The organism is Achromobacter sp. 10T422 (assembly GCF_056394065.1).
In genome coordinates this window covers 471432-493829 of sequence record NZ_JBFTHD010000001.1, presented here as the reverse complement: position 1 = coordinate 493829, position 22398 = coordinate 471432, and the positions used below count along the sequence as shown (strand labels likewise).

At 61.2% G+C, this 22398-nt stretch carries 13 protein-coding genes and 1 pseudogene; all 14 read left to right on the top strand.

Translation table 11 applies throughout. From position 1 onward, the window contains the following. Window positions 1–248 precede the first annotated feature (248 nt). The 14 genes and pseudogenes from guaB to AC1DB0_RS02065 all read left to right on the top strand — a co-directional run bounded on the left by guaB (window position 249) and on the right by AC1DB0_RS02065 (window position 22385). Window positions 249–1709, top strand: coding sequence for an IMP dehydrogenase (gene guaB / locus AC1DB0_RS02130; protein ID WP_054425503.1), 1461 nt, complete (start codon window positions 249–251; stop codon window positions 1707–1709). A 99-nt stretch (window positions 1710–1808) separates the two neighbouring features. Further along, the gene (gene guaA / locus AC1DB0_RS02125) at window positions 1809–3401 is read left to right on the top strand and encodes a glutamine-hydrolyzing GMP synthase (protein WP_046805861.1); all 1593 of its coding nucleotides are present in this window, start codon (window positions 1809–1811) and stop codon (window positions 3399–3401) included. A gap of 326 nt (window positions 3402–3727) precedes the next feature. Continuing rightward, window positions 3728–4994 (top strand): annotated as a pseudogene (locus tag AC1DB0_RS02120) (tyrosine-type recombinase/integrase). Window positions 4995–5784: 790 nt separating this feature from the next. Then, window positions 5785–7128 (top strand): GTPase-associated system all-helical protein GASH, encoded by a 1344-nt coding sequence (locus AC1DB0_RS02115; RefSeq protein WP_476756691.1) that lies wholly within the window; start codon window positions 5785–5787, stop codon window positions 7126–7128. Window positions 7129–7230: 102 nt separating this feature from the next. After that, the gene (locus tag AC1DB0_RS02110) at window positions 7231–8100 is read left to right on the top strand and encodes a TRAFAC clade GTPase domain-containing protein (protein ID WP_476756692.1); all 870 of its coding nucleotides are present in this window, start codon (window positions 7231–7233) and stop codon (window positions 8098–8100) included. Further along, the gene (locus AC1DB0_RS02105) at window positions 8097–8927 is read left to right on the top strand and encodes a TRAFAC clade GTPase domain-containing protein (RefSeq protein ID WP_476756693.1); all 831 of its coding nucleotides are present in this window, start codon (window positions 8097–8099) and stop codon (window positions 8925–8927) included. Before AC1DB0_RS02110 ends, AC1DB0_RS02105 begins: the two co-directional genes overlap by 4 nt. A gap of 18 nt (window positions 8928–8945) precedes the next feature. After that, window positions 8946–11438, top strand: a complete 2493-nt coding sequence (locus tag AC1DB0_RS02100) for a GAP1-N1 domain-containing protein (RefSeq protein ID WP_476756694.1) — start codon at window positions 8946–8948, stop codon at window positions 11436–11438. An 18-nt stretch (window positions 11439–11456) separates the two neighbouring features. Beyond that, a complete protein-coding gene (locus AC1DB0_RS02095; RefSeq protein WP_476756695.1) occupies window positions 11457–12521 on the top strand; it encodes a caspase family protein in 1065 nt (354 codons plus the stop codon). 972 nt (window positions 12522–13493) lie between these two features. After that, window positions 13494–16157 carry an ABC-three component system protein gene (locus tag AC1DB0_RS02090; protein ID WP_476756696.1) on the top strand — a complete coding sequence of 888 codons (2664 nt, stop codon included), beginning with the start codon at window positions 13494–13496 and terminating at the stop codon, window positions 16155–16157. Further along, complete coding sequence (locus AC1DB0_RS02085) at window positions 16154–16855, top strand: ABC-three component system middle component 1 (RefSeq protein WP_476756697.1); 702 nt, start codon at window positions 16154–16156, stop codon at window positions 16853–16855. The genes AC1DB0_RS02090 and AC1DB0_RS02085 overlap by 4 nt, the downstream gene beginning before the upstream one ends. Beyond that, on the top strand, window positions 16852–19938 hold the full coding sequence (locus AC1DB0_RS02080; RefSeq protein WP_476756698.1) for an AAA family ATPase: 3087 nt from the start codon (window positions 16852–16854) through the stop codon (window positions 19936–19938). Before AC1DB0_RS02085 ends, AC1DB0_RS02080 begins: the two co-directional genes overlap by 4 nt. A 291-nt stretch (window positions 19939–20229) precedes the next feature. Next, window positions 20230–21021, top strand: a complete 792-nt coding sequence (locus tag AC1DB0_RS02075) for a hypothetical protein (RefSeq protein WP_476756699.1) — start codon at window positions 20230–20232, stop codon at window positions 21019–21021. Beyond that, window positions 21018–21929, top strand: coding sequence for an AbiJ-NTD4 domain-containing protein (locus AC1DB0_RS02070; RefSeq protein ID WP_476756700.1), 912 nt, complete (start codon window positions 21018–21020; stop codon window positions 21927–21929). Before AC1DB0_RS02075 ends, AC1DB0_RS02070 begins: the two co-directional genes overlap by 4 nt. Window positions 21930–21944: 15 nt before the next feature. Continuing rightward, window positions 21945–22385: a hypothetical protein gene (locus AC1DB0_RS02065; protein ID WP_476756701.1), complete on the top strand. Its 441-nt coding sequence runs from the start codon at window positions 21945–21947 to the stop codon at window positions 22383–22385. The last annotated feature ends 13 nt before the right edge of the window (window positions 22386–22398 follow it).

Here is a 22398-nt window from a genome sequence, read left to right as displayed (position 1 = left end):
TTCGTTTGATCTCAAATCAATCACGCTGCGGATTATGATCCGGGTAAAAATTATCGTCAATATAATCCGGGTAAAAATATGGCCTTGTTGAATGTCGACAACAAGGCTATAAAACGGGGTCGGATTACCGGCGTTCTGGTGCCGGTTCAGCGGCGCCGCCGTCGCAAAAATTCCGTACAAACCTAGGGTCAACACCTAGGCAAAACATGCGGGCGGCGTATAATCTTGCTTTGCGCCCGGAGTTACCCATGCGTCTCGTTCAAAAAGCGCTCACCTTCGACGATGTGTTGTTGGTGCCTGCGTATTCCGAGGTGTTGCCGCGCGACACCTCCCTGGCCACCCGCCTGACCCGCAATATCAGCCTGAATATCCCGCTTGTGTCCGCCGCGATGGACACCGTCACCGAATCGCGTCTGGCCATCGCCATGGCGCAAGAGGGCGGCATCGGGATCATCCACAAGAATTTGACTGCTGATCAGCAAGCCCGTGAAGTGGCTCGCGTGAAGCGCCACGAATTCGGCATCGTGATCGATCCGGTCACCGTCACCCCCCAAATGAAAGTGCGCGACGCCATTGCGTTGCAGCGCCAGCATGGCATTTCGGGCCTGCCGGTCGTTGAAGGCCGCAAGCTGGTCGGCATCGTGACCAACCGCGATCTGCGTTTCGAAGAAAACCTGGATCAGCCCCTGCGCAACATCATGACGCCGCAGGAACGCCTGGTCACCATGAAGGAAGGCGCCACGCTGGACGAAGCTCAGGCCCTGATGCACAAGCACCGTCTGGAACGCGTGCTGATCGTGAACGACGGCTTTGAGCTGCGTGGCCTGGCCACCGTCAAAGACATCGTCAAGAACACCGAACACCCGATGGCCAGCAAAGACGGCCAAGGCCAGTTGCGCGTTGGCGCAGCGGTTGGCGTGGGTGCAGGCACTGAAGAGCGCGTGGAAAAGCTGGTTGCCGCTGGCGTTGACGTTCTGATCGTCGACACCGCGCACGGCCACTCCAAGGGCGTGCTGGAAGGCGTGCGCTGGGTCAAGCAGAACTACCCCAAGGTTGAAGTCATTGGCGGCAACATCGCCACCGCCGCCGCCGCGCGCGCGCTGGTCGAGTACGGTGCTGACGGCGTCAAGGTCGGTATCGGCCCCGGCTCCATCTGCACCACGCGTATCGTCGCCGGTGTGGGCGTGCCGCAAATCCATGCCATTTCCGAAGTGGCCAAGGCGCTGGAAGGCACGGGCGTTCCGCTCATCGCCGACGGCGGCATCCGCTACTCGGGCGACGTCGCCAAGGCGCTGGCCGCCGGCGCGTTCTCGTGCATGATGGGCGGCATGTTCGCCGGCACGGAAGAAGCCCCGGGCGAAGTCGTGTTGTTCCAAGGCCGTTCGTACAAGTCGTACCGCGGCATGGGCAGCCTGGGCGCCATGACGGACGGCTCGGCCGACCGCTACTTCCAGGACCCGTCCAACAACGCCGACAAGCTGGTCCCCGAAGGCATCGAAGGCCGCGTCCCCTACAAGGGCAGCGTGCTGGCCATCATTTACCAACTGGTCGGCGGCATCCGCGCCTCGATGGGTTACTGCGGCGCCGCCACCATTGACGACATGCGCACCAAAGCCGAATTCGTGGAGATCACCTCCGCCGGCGTGCGCGAGTCCCACGTACACGACGTGCAGATCACCAAGGAAGCGCCTAACTACCGCGCCGACTGATCCGTACAGTCAACTACAATGTCATGCATCACGCACCGGCAGAATCGCATTAACAATAGCGGTTCTGCCGGTGCGGTTTTATTTAATCGGTAGAGCTCAATGCACCAGCGCATCCTCATTCTTGATTACGGTTCGCAAGTCACCCAACTGATTGCCCGCCGCGTCCGCGAAGCCGGCGTCTATTCCGAAGTGCACCCCGGCGACGTCGACGACGCCTTCGTGCGCGACCAGATGGCGCAAGGCTTGAAGGGCATCATCCTGTCCGGCAGCCACGCCTCGGCCTACGAAGAAGGCTCGATGCGCGTGCCGCACGCCGTCTTCGAACTCGGCGTGCCGGTGCTGGGCATCTGCTACGGCATGCAATCCATGGCGCAGCAACTGGGCGGCGTGGTCAGCTTTTCCGACCACCGCGAATTCGGCTACGCCGAAGTCCGCGCCCACGGCCACACCAAGCTGCTGGAAGGCCTGGACGACTTCACCACGCCCGAAGGTCACGGCATGCTGAAGGTCTGGATGAGCCACGGCGACAAGGTCACCGAGCTGCCCCCGGGCTTCAAGCTGATGGCGTCCACGCCGTCGTGCCCCATCGCCGGCATGGCCGACGAAGACCGCCGCTTCTACGCCGTTCAGTTCCACCCCGAAGTCACGCACACCGTCCAAGGCAAGGCCATGCTGGCCCGCTTTGTGAACGAAATCTGCGAATGCCAGGGCGACTGGAATATGCCCGACTACGTCGCCGAAGCCGTCGCCCGCATCCGCGAGCAAGTCGGCACCGACGAAGTCATCCTGGGCCTGTCCGGCGGCGTGGATTCCTCGGTAGCCGCCGCCCTGATCCACAAGGCCATCGGCGACCAGCTCACCTGCGTGTTCGTCGACCACGGCCTGTTGCGCCTGGACGAAGGCAAGCAGGTCATGCAGACCTTCGCCGAAAACATGGGCGTGAAGATCATTCACGTCGACGCCACCGCCCAATTCATGGGCAAGCTGTCTGGCGTTGCCGACCCCGAAGCCAAGCGCAAGATCATCGGCCGCGAATTCGTCGAAGTGTTCCAGGAACAAGCCGGCAAGCAGCAAAGCGCCAAGTGGCTGGCCCAGGGCACGATCTACCCCGACGTCATCGAATCCGCTGGCGCCAAGACGGGCAAGGCCACCTCCATCAAGTCGCACCACAACGTGGGCGGCCTGCCGGACACGCTGAACCTGCAACTGCTGGAACCGCTGCGCGAACTGTTCAAGGACGAAGTCCGCGAACTGGGCGTTGCGTTGGGGTTGCCGCCGCAAATGGTGTACCGCCATCCGTTCCCGGGTCCGGGTCTGGGCGTGCGCATTCTGGGCGAAGTGAAGCATGAATATGCTGAGCTGCTGCGCCGTGCGGATGCGATCTTTATTGAAGAACTGCGGAACACCAAGGATGAGGCTAGCGGCCTGACTTGGTACGAGCTGACGTCGCAAGCGTTTGCCGTGTTCCTGCCGGTGAAGTCGGTGGGCGTGATGGGCGATGGCCGGACGTATGAGTACGTTGTGGCGCTGCGTGCGGTCCAGACGTTTGACTTCATGACCGCTGATTGGGCGCCGCTGCCGCACCCGCTGCTGGCTCGCGTTTCTTCGCGGATTATTAATGAAGTGCGCGGGATTAACCGCGTGGTTTATGACGTGTCGAGCAAGCCGCCGGCGACGATTGAGTGGGAGTGAGGGGAAGCAGTTTTCCCTTATAAATCAACAGTCTAGAAAGTCTCTCAAAAGATCGTCAATAAGAATGTGATTCTTCTAGGCTGTTGATCTTAAAGGGTATTTCGTGTGGGCTATTTACCTTCAAGAGCTTCCAGGCAGCGAAGCTGACGGTAAATTTGACGGGGTGCGCAAGCTCTTTGGGCTGGGGTTGGCGTAGCCTCGGAAGAACTACCGTCAGCGACGGTAGTTCTTTCTCTTAGACATCAGGATTTATGCGGGCTCGCAAGGGTATGTAGGTCTCGTGATAGGCGACGGCAATCGGCCGTTTCAATCAGGAGACTAATCCCGTGCTGACAGACTTTGCCCTGCGGAACTTGAAACCCCGCGCGATCCTTTACAAGGTCGCCGATCGCGACGGCATATACGTCATCGTTTCGCCGAAAGGCACTATTACCTTCCGATACGACTACCGAATCAATGGCCGACGAGAGACGTTGACCATAGGCCGTTACGGCTTCGGAGGCATTTCACTAGCCGAAGTCCGAGAAAAGCTGCGACGTGCCAGGCGGCTGCTGGGCGAGGGTACCTCACCAGCACTACAGCAGCGAGAGAAGGGGCGTGGGCCGGAAACACAGACCTTCAGCGATCATGCCGACCGTTGGCTTTATGGGGCCACCATGGCCGAGTCGACCCGTTCGATGCGAAAGAGCGTGCTGGATCGCGACATCTTGCCGGCGTTTAACAAACGCCTTCTTGGCGAAATCCATGGGGAGGATCTACGCGCTCTGTGCTTGCGTGTGAGAGCGCGAGGCGCACCAGCCACCGCCGTTCAAATTCGGGACCTTGTGAAGCAGATATATGGTTACGCGAATCTGCATGGGGAGAACGTGGCAAACCCTGCTGATAGCGTAGATGCGGCTTCCATTGCGACTTTCGTGCCGAAGGATCGTGCCTTGTCTCCGCAGGAAATCCACCTGATGTCCAAGCAATTGGAGTTCGTGGCTACCTATCCGACGATCCGGCTAGCGTTGCGCATGATCTTGCTGACGTTGGTGCGAAAGAGTGAACTGATCGAGGCGACTTGGGATGAGGTCGATTTCGAGAAGGCAACCTGGATGATTCCAAAGCAGCGAATGAAGGGGAGGAGGCCGCACGTGGTTTGTCTCTCACGCCAGGCGCTCGACATTTTCGTGGCGTTGCATACCTGTGCAGCCGGTTCCAAGTTTGTCCTGCCGTCGCGCTACAACGCTGACAGTTGCATGTCCAAGGCGACCCTGAACCGTGTCACGCAGCTTGTGGTCGAGAGGGCCAAAGTTGCGGGCTTACCACTGGAGCCGTTTACCGTTCATGATTTGCGCCGCACGGGATCAACGCTGCTGCACGAATCGGGCTTCAATCGGGATTGGATCGAGAAGTGCTTGGCGCATGAAGACGGACGGTCCTCGCGCTCGATCTATAACAAGGCCGAGTACGCCGAGCAGCGGCGTCACATGCTGCAGGAGTGGGCGGACATGGTAGATGCTTGGATCAACACAGACCTACATTCAAAGGCTGTTTCCGGAAAGCTTGGCGGCTCCCGTACATGTTGGTGTTGATCATGGCTGGAGAACGTAGCTTCAGACCGCAGTCTGGGCGATCTTGTTAGGAAGGGTGGTTGAATCGCCCCATGTCAATCGACACCAATTCCTTTAGATGCGTCGGTTTAGGTGGTCTGTTGATGATGAGTGAATCGTCCTTCGGGGCTACCGCTAGCGATCGCCAATGACCACGACGTATAGATTTCATAAGTACGTCAGGGTGACGGTCCGGGGCTATCGCTGATTAGCTGAACCGCTTGGCGGTAGACCTTGCAATAAGAACGGGAGGCTCTAATTCGATCCTCCCGTTCTTATTCGGACTATGGCAGTTTCAGGGTAATCTAACGTTCATTGGGACGGTGGAAGTATTCCGTCGTAGAATGCCGTGTACAAATGTTTATCAGTTTTACGGTTTCAACTTAGCTGTTGAGCTAAGAGGCGGTCGAGAGGAATCGGCCATACCGTTCACTTTAGATTGTCGACCTGCCGGAGAATGGTTTAGTGGACTTTCTGAAAGGAGTCCTTTCGTGCGCGGAATGGCCGGAGTTTCCTATCATTCAGTACGCGGCTTTAGACGTCTGGAACGACCGCCATTGCGGACGATCTGGAACAGAACGTAATGGGCATGACGGCAGGTAGTTGCTTGACGTCTCAAAATGCGGCAGAAGCTACGGGCCTACGTATAGCCGTATAATTTTTGACACTAATCTAGTATAAGCGGCCTCGCGCGAGTCGATTTTTTTCCGTTTAGAAGCGAAAGGTCTTCTTCGTCATGGTTTGTTCGCTTCGTTAGATAGAACAAAGTGGGATTGGTACAGGGGGGATGAGTGAGTAATGGCACACTTCAAGGGTTCCTGAACAAGGGGCTGATCGACGTCGGCGGGGACGATACCAAGCTAGAGAAGCTCTCACAGGCGGCAAAGGATCTCGCGGGCGCGCTGAAAAAGAACCCCTCTAAAGCGCTAAGCTATTCGCTCATCGCGTTCGATCCCGACGCGCCGGAGGACGATCCCGTAGTCCAGGAGGCGTTGGCGGCGCTTCAGAACCAGTGGGCAACCTACCGCAACACTTTCGCGGCGACACCGATCGCGGTGATCCGCGCTATTTTGCTCGACGCGCTAGTTGATGCTGCGGAGGAAGACGACCGGATTGGCGTATGCTTCGTCGCTTCGGCGCGCAACGCGCTTCCACTCCTGCCCGTTGACAATGAGCGCGACGTTTGGATCGGCATTGTCAAGCACGTCGAGCGCCGCGTCGACGTCCGCGCGGAGGAGGAGTGGGCGACGCCCGAGACCATATCGGTCCAGCCGCTGAAGTACGAGATCCCGATCCTTAATACATCAGAAGTCACGGTCGGCGAGGCGTCCACGAGCGACCTACAGGCTAGTATGCTAGCGGCTGCTGGCCCGACGTATCACCAGCCTCAGCAAAATAATGTCGCGACAAATGGCAATCCACATTGGTCGCAAAATTCGCCCCAGCATTGGGTCTACGAATTTGGAACACGGTCCGGAGCGGCGATTGCCGCCGCAATTAACGCTGCTATGGCCGAGATCGAAGTCAGCCAGCCGGACTTAACCGAGCCGTTCAGCAAGTTGGCGACAGCGGTTTCCGGTTATGTTGACGACACCTTAAAGTCGGTCAGTGCCGCCACCGCCGGGCTCCAGCGGCGAACCAATCTTCTGTGGTGGCGCGAAGCGTTATATTCGCCCTCCGTCGGCAAGAGCTACCGTGAACTCCAGCCCTCGGTCGCCGCTGCCCTCATGGCGTTTGACCTGTTCGAGACGGTGCCGCTGTTCTCACCGGCGAGCGTTTCGGCGTTCCTAAGCGAGACGGTCGCGCGCCTGCAGGGTACGGATGCTCCCGGCAAGCGGCTTGTGCGCGACCTCGTTGCTGAGGCTCAGGGCCACAGCGATCTCGCTTTGCTCCGCGGCGCCGCCGCCAAGCTAGCGGCGCCGCCGGAGGGGCGCGGCCCACTTCTCGCCTTGATCGGCCACCCTGCCTATACCGAGGCACGGAAGGCAGACGACTTCCAGCGACTCACAGGCGTGCCGGCTAGTTCTGAAGTCAGCGATGTCGCATGGGCAGGATGGCTCTTCCGGGAGCTTCAGGCCTCGAAGGCGACGAAGGACGCCTCGGCTGCCAAGCGCCGCTCTCCGAAGAAGGGCTGACCTATGGAGAAGTGCTCGCATGTGGCGTGCTATGTACCCGATACTGGCTGCGACCTCGGCCACACAAACCTGTCGAAGTGCCCACGCTGGCATGGTGCCAAAGTGACGGCTGCTATTGACGAGAATCGTTCTGGCGAGATGCTGATGCCGTGGTCTGGCAGCGCGTTCGGCCTCGCGGATCTAGGTTTCGTGTCGGGACGCGCCAAGCCTATCGTCATCGGCGTCGTGGGGCCGCAGAACGCTGGCAAAACGACCCTGCTCGCGGCATGGTACCTCCTGCTGGGGCGCGGCTTAGTCGGTATTGAAGACCAATTGTTCGCCGGATCCTTTACGCTATCCGGGTGGGAGGCGGTTGCGGGTTCGATGCGGTGGGCACCGGGGCAGCCGCCACGCTTTCCCGCTCACACCACCAGCCGGGGCGGAAGGGCTCCTGGGCTCCTGCATCTATCCTTTCGCGGCGAAAAGGGTGGACGGTCGGTTGACTATCTTTTCACCGACGCGCCCGGTGAATGGTTCCAGCGATGGGCCATTAACACGGATTCTGAAGAGGGAGCTGGCGCGCGCTGGGTGTCAGACAACGCCGACGCCTTCATGATCGTGGCTGACCGTGAGGCGCTCGTCGGTGAATCGATGGGCGCAGCGCGCGGCTCGTTGCAGCGCATCGCGAAGCGCCTAGGCGCCGAACGCGGCAGCCGGCCGGTCGCTCTCGTTTGGACCAAGTCCGATGTCGACATTCGTCCAGAGATGGAGGAGGCAGTTCGCAGCGCCGTCATAGACGCGATGCCCGACGCGGCCGAACACTCAGTCAGCGTAGTTGGGGCACCCGACGAGGATCCGCTGCTGAACAAGGGCGCCGGCCTAGTCGAGCTCTTTCATTGGGCGATCGGCGTCAGACGGCCTGGGGTCGGGTTGCCGCCGCTGGCATTAACGTCCGACGACCCCCTATTCATCTACGGGAACAGACAGCTGTGAGCCAGACGTCCAACTCGATCCTCCTCGTCGGCGAGAGTGGCGTGGGCAAGACTCACTATGGGGCTCAGCTGCTGCGTCGCCTAATGCGCATCCCGGGGGCCTTGCGTATGAACGGCGCGGCCACCAACCTTGAGGCGTTCGAAGCCGCGCTCGAGAGTCTTGACGAAGGACGCGCAGCGGGCCACACCGCACGGTCCGTTAACGTCGATAGCGTTTGGCCGGTGGTCGATGCCGACGGTCGCGAGGCCGATTTGGTTTGGCCCGAATATGGCGGCGAGCAGATCAAGTCCGTAATCGATGATCGGCGACTACCCAATGCGTGGCAAAAGCGCGTCGACGAAGCCGACGCGTGGCTGCTGCTGATTCGGCTTCAGCAGACACACGTTGGCGACGACATGTTCACCAAGCCGTTGGCTAGTTTGAAAGGCGTCTCGGTTGACAACGGGAGGGTGCATCCCTCCGATCAAGCCAGGTTAGTAGAACTGCTCCAAATACTCATCTTCTCCTATCGGTCCACGTGTAGATCGAACCGCCTCCCAAATCTCGGCGTGCTCCTCACGTGCTGGGACGAGGCGGAGATCGCACAGACGCCATCGGGGGCCCTAGAGGCGCGACTTCCGCTCGTTTCGGCGTTCATACGATCGAACTGGCGAAAGTCGTCAATCATGGGGCTCTCCGCGCTCGAACGCCCGCTCAGCCCCACGACCAGCGACATGGAATACGCCATCAAGGGGCCCGAGCACTTTGGCTACGTCGTCGAGGCGAACGGTACGAAGAGTGGCGACCTTAGCTTGCCCATTTACCGCTTGCTCGATGCCAGCGTCTGAACGCACGAGGATTGGAAGATGCGCGTCGATCAGGCGATGTACGGCACCATCAAGCATGGGCACGCACTCATATGTGCGAGCGGCGACCGCGAGCTTGCGGGCGAGCTGGCGCAGCGCCTCGACTTGCCGGACACGGAGCCGCAAGGTGCAGACTGGTCGCCTGTCACGTCGGGCTTCGCCGTACGCAATCGGTACATTGTTTCGAGGACGTTCAGTGATCCGTCTGCTGGCCGGTCAGGCATGGTGGTCACTCACGCGCTGATCTGCGATCTAGACGAGATTGCCGCCATGGACGACCTTCGCCCGCTGCTCGCGCACCTCATCACGTCGTTCGACGGGGGGCAGGGGGCCGTCGAGCCGCTTGAGGTGAATCCGGTGCCGGGAATGCCGCCCGCGACATTCGATCTCGTGGATACGGCTCGGGCGCTTGTTGGCCGCGGTTCCGGACCTGTGGTGCGAATCGGATCGGACGGGTTTGAGAATCTCATGGTCGGATTGTGGGGACGCCTATGGCCGGCCCTGCGGCGAAGGCTCTACTTCCGACTGAGCTTTGGCCCAAAGGACGTGGTAGAAAAGCCGGAACCAACGATCGTCTGCACGCCCGCCTCCCTCCTAGGGCGGTGGCAACAGCAGCAGCGGATAGTCGGCCGAAGTGGCAGCGAGCGCTCCCAGGCGGCGGGAATGATCGACGGCTCGACCGACGGTGCTGAGTTGCTGGGGTTCGGCAACAGGGTCGGCGCAAATCTCGACGACTTCAAAGAGCTCCATTTGCTTGAGCAGGCGCACGCCATGCTATCTGCGACACCCGACAACGTTGCGCGGCTCGTCTCGGCCGCCCGGTTGATCGAGCGGCTTTCGCCAGATCCAACGTGTGGTGGGGCCGAGAAGTGCATCATCGTTGAACGTCTCATAGAAGCGCTCCCCGAAGCTCAGCCATCGGAGATTCTTACGCTTCGCAACTTAGCGCTCCGGGGTTTCGGAACGAGCAGCCTCGTCTGGCATGCGCTTGAGACATGGTTCGAATGGAACGATTACCTGCCTTCGGATGATGCCGACATGGTGACTATCCTCTCTGACGCGCTGATCAGCGAGGATGCTATCGTCCCCTGGCGCGAGGCCGTGACGCGGGGCCTGAACCGCTCGGTCCTTGCAGCGAGTGGTAAGTTTGCCGCTGGGTTCTGGCGCTGGGCGAAGTCCGAGGCTCGCGTTTCCCCGCCGCTCATCGCACTGGTCGCGCGCGACCGGGAGGGGTTGGAAGCGCTCGAGGCTGCTGCCCCGAGGGAACTGGATGCCGCGACCTCGAAACTGATCATGGCTTCTGCAGCGAAGCAGAAATTCTTTCGACTGCACGCCATCGCGGCGGGCGCCAGCATGAGGCCCGCGGACGCGGCGAGCGCCCAGAGTGCGGTGGAACCGGGTGTTGACGCTACCGCGATGCGGCTCGCGATGCGCCGCGCAAAGCCCCGAGAGATCCTCGACGCGGTGGCCAGCGTTCCCGACGGGCGGGTACTCGCGATCGCGGGCGAGGCGGTGGCGAAGGACCCGACGCTCCTGGTGGGGCGCGACATGTCGACCGCCCCGAACCGAGGCATCTGGGAGACGGCACTCAAGACCGACGCCGGAGCGTGGCGTGGACCTGATGATCCACGGAAGGCATTTAACGAGCTACTCGACGAGCAGATTGACGGCGGCAAGCCGCCGGCGGAACTCCTTCATCTCCTGTCTGCATCCCCGCTTGCGGACCTGACAGCGTACCCGCGGAGGAGCGAGGTTTGGAGCAAGGTGCCAGCGGCCATCAGAGACCGCTTGCTCGCGGCGACTAAGGACGCTTGGTTCGCGAGCGCGGGCACCGATCAGCAGAGCACCACAATCGAGCCTGAACTAGTTGAGGGAATCGTCCGCGATCCCCGGCTCGACCAGCTCCTCACGCGTTTCCCGGCTAGGACGCTCGCGGAAGGCCTTTACGTTATTGAGGCACTCGGGGGGATCGACCACGCGCGATTCCGTCGGTGGGTCTCGACGGCCGTACGCGCGGTCCGGCCCCTCTCCACGTTCGACGCCGATCTGCTCGGACGCGCCCTTGCAACGCGTGGACAACGCGACATCGTTGACGACCTGATCTCGATCTACCGCGCGGGCCACAACGACATCGCGCCGGTGCTCAACCACTGTATCAACCTAATCGGCCTTTTCGATCGCTGGTTCCTCGGACTCTCGCCCGTCAGCGTTCTCCAGAAGTGGGACGTGCTCCTCGAACTGGCCGCCGAGCTCTTTCCTAACGGACCGGATCAGGACGGGCTGTGGGAGCGGTCGGGCGGACGGGATGCCGATCTTCGCCACCACGGTACCGGCAAGGAGCGCTGGCGTGGCGCGATCCGAGATATCCAGAACGGAAGGCCATTTCACGTTTCAAGGCTGATTCAGCAGATGCGGGCCGACTTCCCCGAGAATCCCAACCTCAGGCTTATGGCCAACGACCCGCTGTTCCGAAACAGCGTCGGCGGCACCTGATTTCCGATGGAGTTCTGAATGAAATTCGACAAAGGCCGCGCGCTGATCATCGGCGTAGCCAACTATGAGGAAGTCGATAGTCTTCCCCTCGCTGTGCTCAACGACGCACTCGACACTGCCGCGATCCTCAAGTCGTCCGTGTATTGCGGCTATCCGGAGGCGAACGTCACTGTCCTTACCGACGATGCAGCCACGCTCGAAAACATTCGCAAAGCGCTCTCTGACCTCGCGGCGACTGCGACCGCCGACGATACCGTCGCGATCTTCTTTTCGGGCCACGGCACGCGGATCGGCAAAGGGGGCGCCGCGACGAGTGCGCTCGTCCCCTATGATTGCAAGCTCACGGACGTTGCGGGAACGACGCTCGGCGAGGCCGAACTGTCCGCCGCGATCGCCGTCATTAAGGCACCGCGGGTCATATTCGTCGTAGACGCATGCCATGCCGCCGGGACTGCTACCCTCAAGTCTGGCCTGGACGAGCACGAGGAGGAGGGGATCGACGAAGGGTTCACCGAGAAGTCGCTACAGCAACTGGCGCGGGGTACCGGCCGGGTCGTGCTCGCATCGTCGCGCGCGACAGAAACGTCCTTGGCGTTCAGGCACGAGCGGAACAGCGTGTTCACGACCGCAATGCTTTCCGGTCTCAAGGGCGCCGCCACCGCCGCTAGCGACGGTACCATCCGGGTATTCGACCTGTTCAACTACGTGTCCGAGACGGTAAGGCAATCCGTTCCCGGAAGGCAGCATCCAGTGTTCAAGGCGAGCGACCTGGAAGAAAATTTCTCCATCGCACTCGCGCAAGGCGGCACCAAATCGATCTCGCCAAGCGTCGACCAGCGCCACCGCGACCTTGAGCAGATCATGCCAGATCTCTTTCCGCTCGGCCCTATGGACCAGGACATTTGGCTGCGAGCGGGCGGTGACGTTTCGCGCCTCAGGTTGAGCGGCAATGGAAGGGCGCAGTGGTTCGCCGCGCTTCGCCTGATCTCCCTGGGCGGCGGCGGTGGTATCTCGCGCGAGAGTCTGGTCGACGCAACTCTAGATGAGTTTCCGGCTCACCGCGAGCTTAAGGGTCTGCGCTGATCCGCTAGGCCCCGGGGTCTGCGGCAGCCATGTTTGGAGCCCATCAGCCAGAACGTGAGTAGAGTGTGCGCTGTTTTTCCCACTGGCAGAACCCAAGCAAGACCATCGTACGGAGTGAAGAGGGGCTTCGAAGCGCCGTAAAGGGCCATTGTCGTAACGGCGTTCCAACGAGCTGACAACTCAGGCCTCGCTGTTACCGGTAATTTCCTGGACAGCACAGTGCGGTATGGCCTGAAGTCTTGTCGCATGTTAGGTATGATTGAAGCTGGTTGTCGATAGATCGGCGCTCCACAAGTCACCCCGAATCCCGCCTCAAAGGGCGTAATTTACTGACGGTAAAAGTGGCGGTATGGCCCTATGTCAATCACAGCCAAACCCTTTAACCACGCGGGTTTAGGTGGCCTGTTGATGATGGAGTGGGCGAGCGGGTCGTGTCGTAGCCAGGCAAGGTGCATCGTATTGCATCGGAGTTTCCTAGATTTTCGCGAATTTGCGAAGTAACAGCAGCTCAACGCGCTTAGCCACGACCGAGTGCCAAGCAGCAGTTCCGAACTGGTCGCTGCGTTCCGTTAGGCAATTCGGATAATCCCGTGACATCGCGGACGGTGTTGAGCAAGACATGGCAGGTCTTCGGTCAATGCAACATCTGACTTACTGCACCACCAAAATCTCCAGAACACCTGAGGTCTTGTTGGCCATTGGGTCCGCTCGGTGGATTTCCAAATTCAAGGCGCGATGCTGATCATTCAGCGCATGTCCCCAGAGATCATGTCTCTCGTCACCATGCGTTAATATGTTACATTGGTTATAAAGAGCTTCAGAGGACAGGGGCTGTAGCTTGCATATTGGCGAGTGGCTTGAGAATGTATCGGCTTGAACAGGCTAGGGAAGGGCGGGGATGGCGAAGACGTTGACGGCGAAAGCGCACGGTAAGCAGCGTCGCGGCTCGCGCTGCGTGATCGGTGAGGACTCGTGCGCAAGGTCGTGCACCTTGCATTCGGGGGTTCGTGTCATGTGGCAGCGATCTTTGCTGACATCGGCAAGAAAGTTTGTGCGCCCCCTGCCAATGCCGTCAAGTCAGCAGCGGCTCCGTTTCAGCGCGCCGCTTTCCTTCGGATCTGTCGAGTCGGCGTGCTGACCCCCGCCGATATCATCGCTGGCGCGCGGACTGCGGCTCATCCGGGAATCTATCTGCTCGGAATCTACGACACACGCATCACTTTCTATTCGCAGCAGGTTCGTGCGCTTGAGCTCGCCTATGCCCTGCAGCTTGAACACTTGCTCCCGGCGAACGCCCGCGTCGCGGTGATCGGCGGCGGTGCCGCCGGAATCACGTTCGCTGCCGCCCTTGCGTTGCAAGGAGGGACCGACGTTTATCTATTTGAAAAGGCGCACCACTTGCTGCCGCTGCAGGGTGACACGCAACGGCGCCGCCTGGATCCGCACATATACGATTGGCCCAATCCAGATGCAGACCATGAGCCCGCCCAGCTTCCGATTCTGGACTGGCGCTCGGGTTCGGCCACCGACGTACGCAACGCTGTGCTGCGCGAATTTAGTGAGGTCCAAGCCTCCACCGGAGGGCGTCTAACCGTCAACGAGCGGCACGAGGTCACATCGATTACCCCCAATGCTGCTCGCTTTATCGTGGCCTTCGAGCGGGAGGCGCAAGGCGGTGGACGTGAGCTCGGGAGTCAGGAGGTCGACGTCGTTGTGCTAGCGATCGGCTTTGGAGTCGAGCCTCAATTCGCGATCTCGCAAACTGAGACGGCCAGCTATTGGAGCGACGCTGGTGTGCCAGGTGCAGAGATTGGCGGCAACCCGCGGCCGTCGTTTCTAGTCAGTGGCAATGGCGATGGCGGGTTGATCGATCTGATCGCATCCGCCAGTGCTACCTTCCGACACGATGACATCGTTCGCGGCATCGCTCAGCGCGCCGGCGTTCAAGCATTGCGAAATGCCTTTCTGGAAATCGACGAGCAGGCCCTTGCGGCTGAAGCGAACGGACAAGGGTTCAACTTCATCGCGGCCTACGATCAAGCCGTTGGCGACCAAGCAGAGGCTCTCGGGCTAGTCGATGACATGCAGCGTCGATTGCGACCGGGCGTCCAACTCTTCCTTCAAACGCGGGAGCCGGAGCTTCTCTCGATTAGGACGGCGCGACTGAACCGGTTTGCCGTGTACCTGCTACGCAAGGCCTGTGCGCGTCCGATCGCGCAGAATTTCGAGCATATTGTTTCCAATGATGTGATTTTGGTACCTTCGCAGCACGGCGACAGATATGGCTCGCGACGCTTTGAATGCGGTCCGAGGTCCGTCGTCGCCGACTATCTGATCGCGCGTCGCGGTCCCGGTCGCGACATGATTCGTCAGCCGTTCGCGAACCTCCTTGCTGACTACGCAGCCGAGCACGAGGCGTGGGTTCGGCAGTTCCGCGCCGATAGCATCGCCCCCAAGCTGTGCCCCGCGACCCACGCTCATTTCAAACAGCTTGCTGCCCGAGCGAAATTGCTGCCGCCACGCTATCAATACGAAGCTGTAATCGCTGCCATGCCGCGTAGTGGCAAGCTATGGCTGATCGGAGACGATGCAAGATGGAGCGGTGATGTGGCACTTTCGGACGTCGCTATGCTCTGGTCCGACGGCGATTCGCAATTCGACTTTACTGTTATCGATGCCCCGCTCCCGTTGGGGTCGGAACTTGCACACGCCGTGGCGCGCCTGACAATCCACGCGCCGCGCGTGGATCTTCTCTGCGACGTCGCACGCTGGAAACCTTTCCTATCCGCGCTGTCGAGTAATTCGTCGAGTGCGGGTGGGTTGCAGCCACCGCGACTCAGCGCCTTGGGCGGCCTTACGTCGATCTTGAATCCGGTGACGATGCCCCCGGATCATCTTGCGGCGGACATCAATCGCTCCCTCGATCGGTGGCTGCTCGATGCGGTGCATCGTCACCTGACACGCTACATCGCACAGGGCGAGGATCCCGGGCGTGCTGTGTCGTTCGCAGCCGCTGCCGATCTTCGGCAGCAAATGGCCCCGATATGGCAGAGTTGGTTCCAGCGATTTCAAGGCGATCCCGCCTTGTTGACGCGCTTTCTTGGCTTGGCGGTTTGCGCCAAAGATGAGCTAGGGGCTGCTGGCGAGGCATCGGCGCTCGCAGGCCCCCTGTTGCTTCCGTCGATCGTTCGGGCGTGTGCGGTAGCGCTCGCGGTGGCAACTGCTTGGCAGGTTACGGGGCCAAGTGGCGTCCACCCAGGCAATCTCGCCCGCGATGCAAATGGAACGGGACGGACCGGTCATGCTTGCGCGGCAAGCTATATCGACGGCGAAGAGATGGCCTTGATCGCGCTGCATCACGCATGGACCACGGAATTCGTCTTGTTGCCTATGCAGTCGGTCCCGCCGGCGGTGATTGCTGATGCGAACAGATCATTAGGGAGATCCGATGCCGACACGCTGCTCCTCGGGCAGCCAGGGACCGACGGAAAGCTCATGTTGGCGGTCGATTCTAAGTTTCGCACAGCTGCCTCGACCAGCGCAGCGGTGCTGAGCGGTTTGCTGCGGGACATTGAGGAAGAGCATTTCGCCCGGATGAGGGCTGCAATCCAAACAGTGGGAGGTCTAGGAGCATGAGCGACGTTGCGTCATCGTCCCCGGCCCGGGATATCCTGGCGGCAGGGGAGGGTCTGCTCGGCAGACTCGCGGCCGAGCTTGGCCTCACCGTCGAAGCTAAGCCGAGCTATGCTGGCCAAGTCTTCGCTGGCGGGAGCGACACGCCATCGGCGCGGCTTGAGCCCAGTGACTTGCCAAGTCATGTGCGCGGCCTGCAGATCGGCCGCTATGCCGTGCTATTGATGCTGCTTCCCGAGGCGCCCGACGAGGAGGGAGTCGGTGAAGTTGTACGGCGCTTGCGCAACCAGTGCGTCGTTGCTAGGTCCTATTTGAGTCCGGCTGCTACGCTAGACCTGCACGCGATCATGCTTGGCCCGCGCGGCAGCGAGGGTGTGGACCGGTGGAAAGCGCTAGCCCTCATCGTCGAACGCGACGAGCGTGTGGCGCGCAAGCTCGTGTGGCTGCGTCCGCAGGAGGCGAGCGCCGACGAGCACAGTTTCGCCGATTTTGCTAAGCGCACCTTCCTTGCCCGGCCGTGGATCACGAACGCGATTTTCTCGATGGCACCCCTCGACAACGTAAGCCAGGCGCCATCCTTTGACGAAGTTCCCCGCGACACTGCCGGAGAATGGATCCGTCTTGCAACGGAACCCGGCATCGAGCCTGATTCCCTCGTCGACCAAGTGGTTGCCTCCTGGCAGCGGCGGAGCGCATCATGACTGTCACATTTCTGCGCGAAGTCCATCTCAAGGACTTCCGGACGTTCGGTGAATTCACGCTACCCGTCCCGCCGGGACCGGGACTTACCCTGCTGGTCGGAACCAACGGCCTTGGAAAGAGTAGCTTCTTCGACGGCCTCGAATGGTGCCTTACCGGCAACATTAGGCGGTTCCAAGACTATATCGGCCGTCTCAAGGAGGGCGATTACCTCACCCGGCGCGACGCCGAGGCCGGAACGCATCGTGTAAGTCTGACCTTCTCGGAAGGCGAGCCCTTAGTGCGTGGGTTGCGTAAACAGCCTGCGGCCGGGGCGTTGCTCGACTTGCTCAAGGATCCCAAATGGACCGAGATCAATGATATTGGCGCCTATCTCGGCTTCACCCATTTCCTGGGCCAAGCTTCGCAGCAGCGCTTCACCAGCCGAGTCCAATCCGACCAATGGCAGGCTCTCAAAGGGCCAAGCGGGATCGACCGGCTCGAATCAATCCGGACCGCGCTGCGGGGGCGACCGACCAGTCTTGCCTTTGGTCGGCGGGCGGAACGCGAAGAGAACGCGGTCAACATTGCCGCACGGGCGCTCGAGGAGTGGCAGGGAAATACCGCCAGGCTTGCCGAGCTCCAGGCACGTGGAGCGGCTGCGGGTGCGGAAACCGAGGCGACGCTTGACGCAAAGCTCTCGGCTATCGAGCAAGTGTTGCCGTCAAGCAATCGCGCACCGAAGGATTTTACGGAGCGGCTGAAAATCGCACGTGCAAGCATCGAGGCGGAACAGCACCAGGTCGTGCGGAATCGTGTCGGCCTCGACGGCCTTCTCGCTACCCTGGCGCGATTTCGTGAGGCGTCCGCGCTCACAGATCCGGACGGCAGCCGCCTTGTCGCCGCTAGTGCTGCCGTTGCTACTGCGACCACCCTGGTGAGCGAGGCGATGCTTGCGTCGACCAAGGCGGAACAGGTAGCTGCATTGCAGGCCGAGATCGTCGCTCGCAACGAAGCGGAGCATAGCGGACTCGTTCGAATACGAACGTTGCTCGCCGAGCTCGGCGTGCTCGATGCTGAGCGGCAGGCCGCACAAGCCGACGAGGCCGCGTTGGAAGCTGAGCGCGGCACCTACCAGGCGGATATCACGAGTGCGCAGGGTGAACTAGTCCGCGCGCATGAGGCGCACGCGATGCTCAGCCGGCTGGACGGCGAGCAGGCAACGCTTCAGCTCTGGTCCACGCGCACTGCTGCATTGATGGCCCAGGAGGGAGCCTCGCAGACTCAGCGCAGCGCCGCTACAGCCGCGAGCGCTGCTGCCGATCTTGCCCGCAGCCAGTTGACCGAGCTGCAGCGCGCCTTCGACGATGCACGCGACGCCGAGGCAACGGCGGACGCGAGGCTGGCGGCGCGGCGGCACGATGCGTCGCAACTCGCCCAGCTCCTGTCCGGGCTCGCCGCCCACATAGGTCATGACGACACGCACTGCCCGGTCTGCGCTAGCAGCTTTCCTGTAGGCGAACTCCAGAAACGCGCGCGCAATGCGCTCGCAGCCCAAGACGCTCAGCTCGCCGACGACGTCCGCGCGCTCGACACATTATGCGATCGTACGAAGAGCGCAGCCCAGGTGCTCACGCATGCGCAATCGTCGATTTCAGCCGAAGCCGCGACCACTACAGCCGCGGAGGCTGCCGAAGTGGCATCTGCGAGCGAGCGAGCCGCCATCGCGGAGGGTTTGGGAGTGACTGCCGACACCAACCTCTCATCGTTGATCGCCGATCGATTGACCGAGGCTGCACGCACTCGCGCTGAACATATTCGAGATGCTGGCGGCAGCTCGACCGATGTCAGTACAGCCAAAACGCGCGTCGATACGCTGTCCGCGGCGCTGGCGTCGCTGGACGAGCGCCTTGCGAAGGCGGTACAACGGCGCATTCGGTGCGAGACGACCCTACGCACCATCGATGAGAGTTTGGTCGGATACCCAAAGCCGTGGACCATCGAAGCCGTCGACGCTGCCTCTGCTGCGCAGCGTAAGTTGCTTGAGGATGCGCACGCAAGCCTGGAGGACTTGACCCTCAAGCGCGCCGCCACCGCCAACTCGGAAATGGCGGCACGCGAGCGGCTTGCTACGGCTGTCGCGGAACGTGATCGGATCGCCACGGCAATCCGCGACGCCGAGACCGCGCGCAAGGCCGCAGTCGAAGCCTGGCAGCAGGCCAGCATGGACGGTGAACCATCTTCGCAGGCAATCGAGGCTTGGGAGGCGGCGCTAGGTCAACGAGCCAGCGCCCTGGCCGTGCATCTTGAGGAGGCCAATACGCTGTCGCGGGGATTTGAAGCTTTTCTCGCGCAGAAAGAGTTGCGCGTGCTGCGCGCTATGCTGGAAAAGCAAGGTGGGGAAGGAGCCGCGGACAATCCCGTCCTCCGCGCGCAACAACTTCAGGAGCAGTTGCAAGCGGCGCGCGCGGCACTCCAGCTAACCGCAGCCACCCGGGACGCGGTGGTCGCCTATGGCAATCAACTCCAAGCCGAAGCCGAGAGCTTTTCAACCCAGTTTTTGTTGCCGCTTAACGACTTGATCGACGGATTCAATCGAGCGCTGCTGAGTACGCCGGGCGCGACTGTGCAGTTCAATGCCAAGCATACTGTCGAGCGCACATCACTCGCGATGCAGCTGCGCTATGCGGATGCTGTTGATGATGCCCAGTACAACACCACGCTACCGCCGCAACTCGTGCTCAGCGAAGGACAGATGGCGGCGAACGGCTTTAGCATTCTGTGCGCCGCCAGCACTGCTTATCGCTGGTCGCGCTGGCGAGCACTGTTGCTTGACGACCCACTCCAGCACAACGATATCATCCATGCTGCGGCCTTCGTCGATGTCATGCGCAATCTGGTCGAGCTAGAGGGCTACCAGCTCATCATGTCAAGTCACAAGCGCGACGAGAGCGAGTTCATCGCGCGCAAGTTCGATGCGGCAGGGCTGCCATGCACCGTAGTCGAACTCGTCGGCGCGTCCAAGGACGGCGTACGGGTCGCACAGCCGCGCCACAATGCGGCTGCGCGCCGCTTGATTGCTGAGCCCGAGGCGCGGCTGGCGTGATCGTTTCCCGACAGGCGCTCGACCAGTTCGGAGGAGCCTCATAGAACGAACGCCACGGACATCCCTCGCGCCAGCGCCCAGGACGTCCACTTGACTATCCGTCCGTTTCAGCGATCTCGGGCGGATTTCTGTCCCTTAATGCGGGCGTCCGGCAGATCACGCGCGGTGTGCACATGGAACCGAGGCACTTTTTGGTGTTTCTCCAGCGCGCTTTCGACGGATTCATCGATCGGCAGTCCACTGCGAATCTCCCAGCCCTTCATAAAAGTACTTGGCCTGCGACCCCACACGATGGACTTCAAAAAACAAACGCGAAACCTCAGCGATCACCCGGGGCTGCAGGTACTGCGGCCGCACTACAGCAGCTACGCGGTAAGGGGCTTGGCGGCGTTCAGATCCGAGAAGCGCCGCTTCCATGCGTCGGCTCTGGAGATCTACGCTGCAGAGGTCTTCGAGAGGGCGTCGGAACTGGACAACGCGTTGGCCGCTCTGCGCCTGACCGCAGGCTTCGTGACAGAGCTCAGTTCGCAGCCCAGTCCCAGCCCTGACATCTACCGCTACCACTACGAGAACTTCGTGCTGCGCGTCATTGGCTTTGTGGACAGGGCCCATCGGCTGGTCGGAGCTGCTCTTTTGCTGAACAGGAAAAAGTTCGAGGCCCCTTCCGGAAACCAGTATGTTCAGCGAAAGGTTCAATTGGGCGACGACGAGCTCCTGTCTGCGCTGCTGGCGGTTGCACAGGCAGTGAAGAGCTACAAGGGCCCACGCAACGAGCTGATCCATGCCGCAGCGTTCAGCACGCCTGAACTGGGGCTTTTCCTGTCCGTGCAGTCGATCGGACTGGACACCAGCGGCATCGACGTCGATGAACTCGCTCGCCAGCACTTTGCCCAGGGCAGCAAGGAGATCGCGCTGACCATCGCCCGGCTGGAAGCATTGCTAATGACACTGTTCGATGTCTTGGCGCCACGCTTTTCTACGGCAGCCGCCCATGAGGACGGCTCGCGGGAGGCGCAAGCTGGGGTCGAGGCGAGCCAGATAGCCGCTGGGCGGAAGATGCAGACGACCAAGGATGTTCAATGAGCGACTATTTCAGCGACCGCGAACTCGGACCCAAAGCCAGAACCGTACGGGAAATAAGCCATTTGACGTGGGCCGGTATCGTGGCGCTTGCGGCGTCGTTGGCGAGCAGAGGCGCCTTCGGGGCCAGCTTCCCGGAGCGGTGCCGGGACGGGCAGGCAATCTGCGGCAACGAAATCGCCGACCTGAAAAGCGCGATCGAGGTCGAACTTCACGGCCTGTCATGGCCACTGCAGACCGAGCGGATCGATGAGGAAAGCTTCCCGCGCACCCGAGAGCTTTGGGCGCCGCCGACCTTACTGGCATTGGACTGCGTGGAGTTCGTGTGGCGCAAGGTGGCATTGCCTGTCGTCGGCTGGCATCACGAATATCACCGACACCACCACCTCACGTTCGATATCGAGGCCGGGCGAGCAGCGTTCCGCGCCGGTGTGAACCGGATCCTCGCTCGCAACGGCATGGCCTATGAATTGGGAGAGGACGGCGACATCCGCCGCTTGCTGCCGGCCGTGCTCGGAGAGTCCCTGGTGCGGACGTACTTTCAGACGGGAGATCGGACGCTGGACGTGATGCTGGAGGAGAGCCGGACGAAGTTTTCGGATCCGGATCCCTTGATCCGGCGCGAAGCACTTGAACGGCTGTTCGATACCTGGGAGCGGATCAAGTCCCTGGCCGATGCAAACAAGGCCAAGTCGGCCCAGTTGATCCTGGACAGAAGTGCTTTCGAGCCTGCGTTCCGCGAAGTCCTCGAGAAGGAGGCGCGCGAGCTTACGCAGGTCGGCAATGCACATCTCTTGCGCCACCATGAGCTCAAGCAGACGCCGGTGATCGATGTCGATCACGTGGATTACCTCTACCACCGGTTGTTCGCGATGGTGCAACTGGTCATCCGCCGGAATGCGCCCCGATAACAGACAGATTCATCGATGGAACAACCACACCGACCACCGCCGCTCGAAATGCCGCGTGACGCGATCGCTGAGGCTTTATGGTGGGCCGTGAGCGCATCTGCGCTGCCTGCCGCTTGCGTGGCCTTGGGGCTGTGCGAGGGCGACTCGGTCGAGGCGATGAACAGCAAGCGCAAGTGCGTGCGCAGTCGGATCACGACGTTCAAGGGGCAGGACTTGCTAACGCTTGCCCATCGCGTGGTGGAGGCGTATGGCGCTGCGGACCTGACGGACTACGTGAGTGAGCTGACGACGCATGCCGATCACCGCATCACGGATCTCATCCGTCGCGCGGTGCTCGCGGAGCTGGTCTCGGCGGGAGAGTTGTTAGGGGATCTGCAGCGCGCTGGATATCTGCCGTGCGCAGACTACGCATCTGACACGCGTGGCGTGACGACTGCGGCTTCAATAAGAAATTAACTCGGGAGAACGA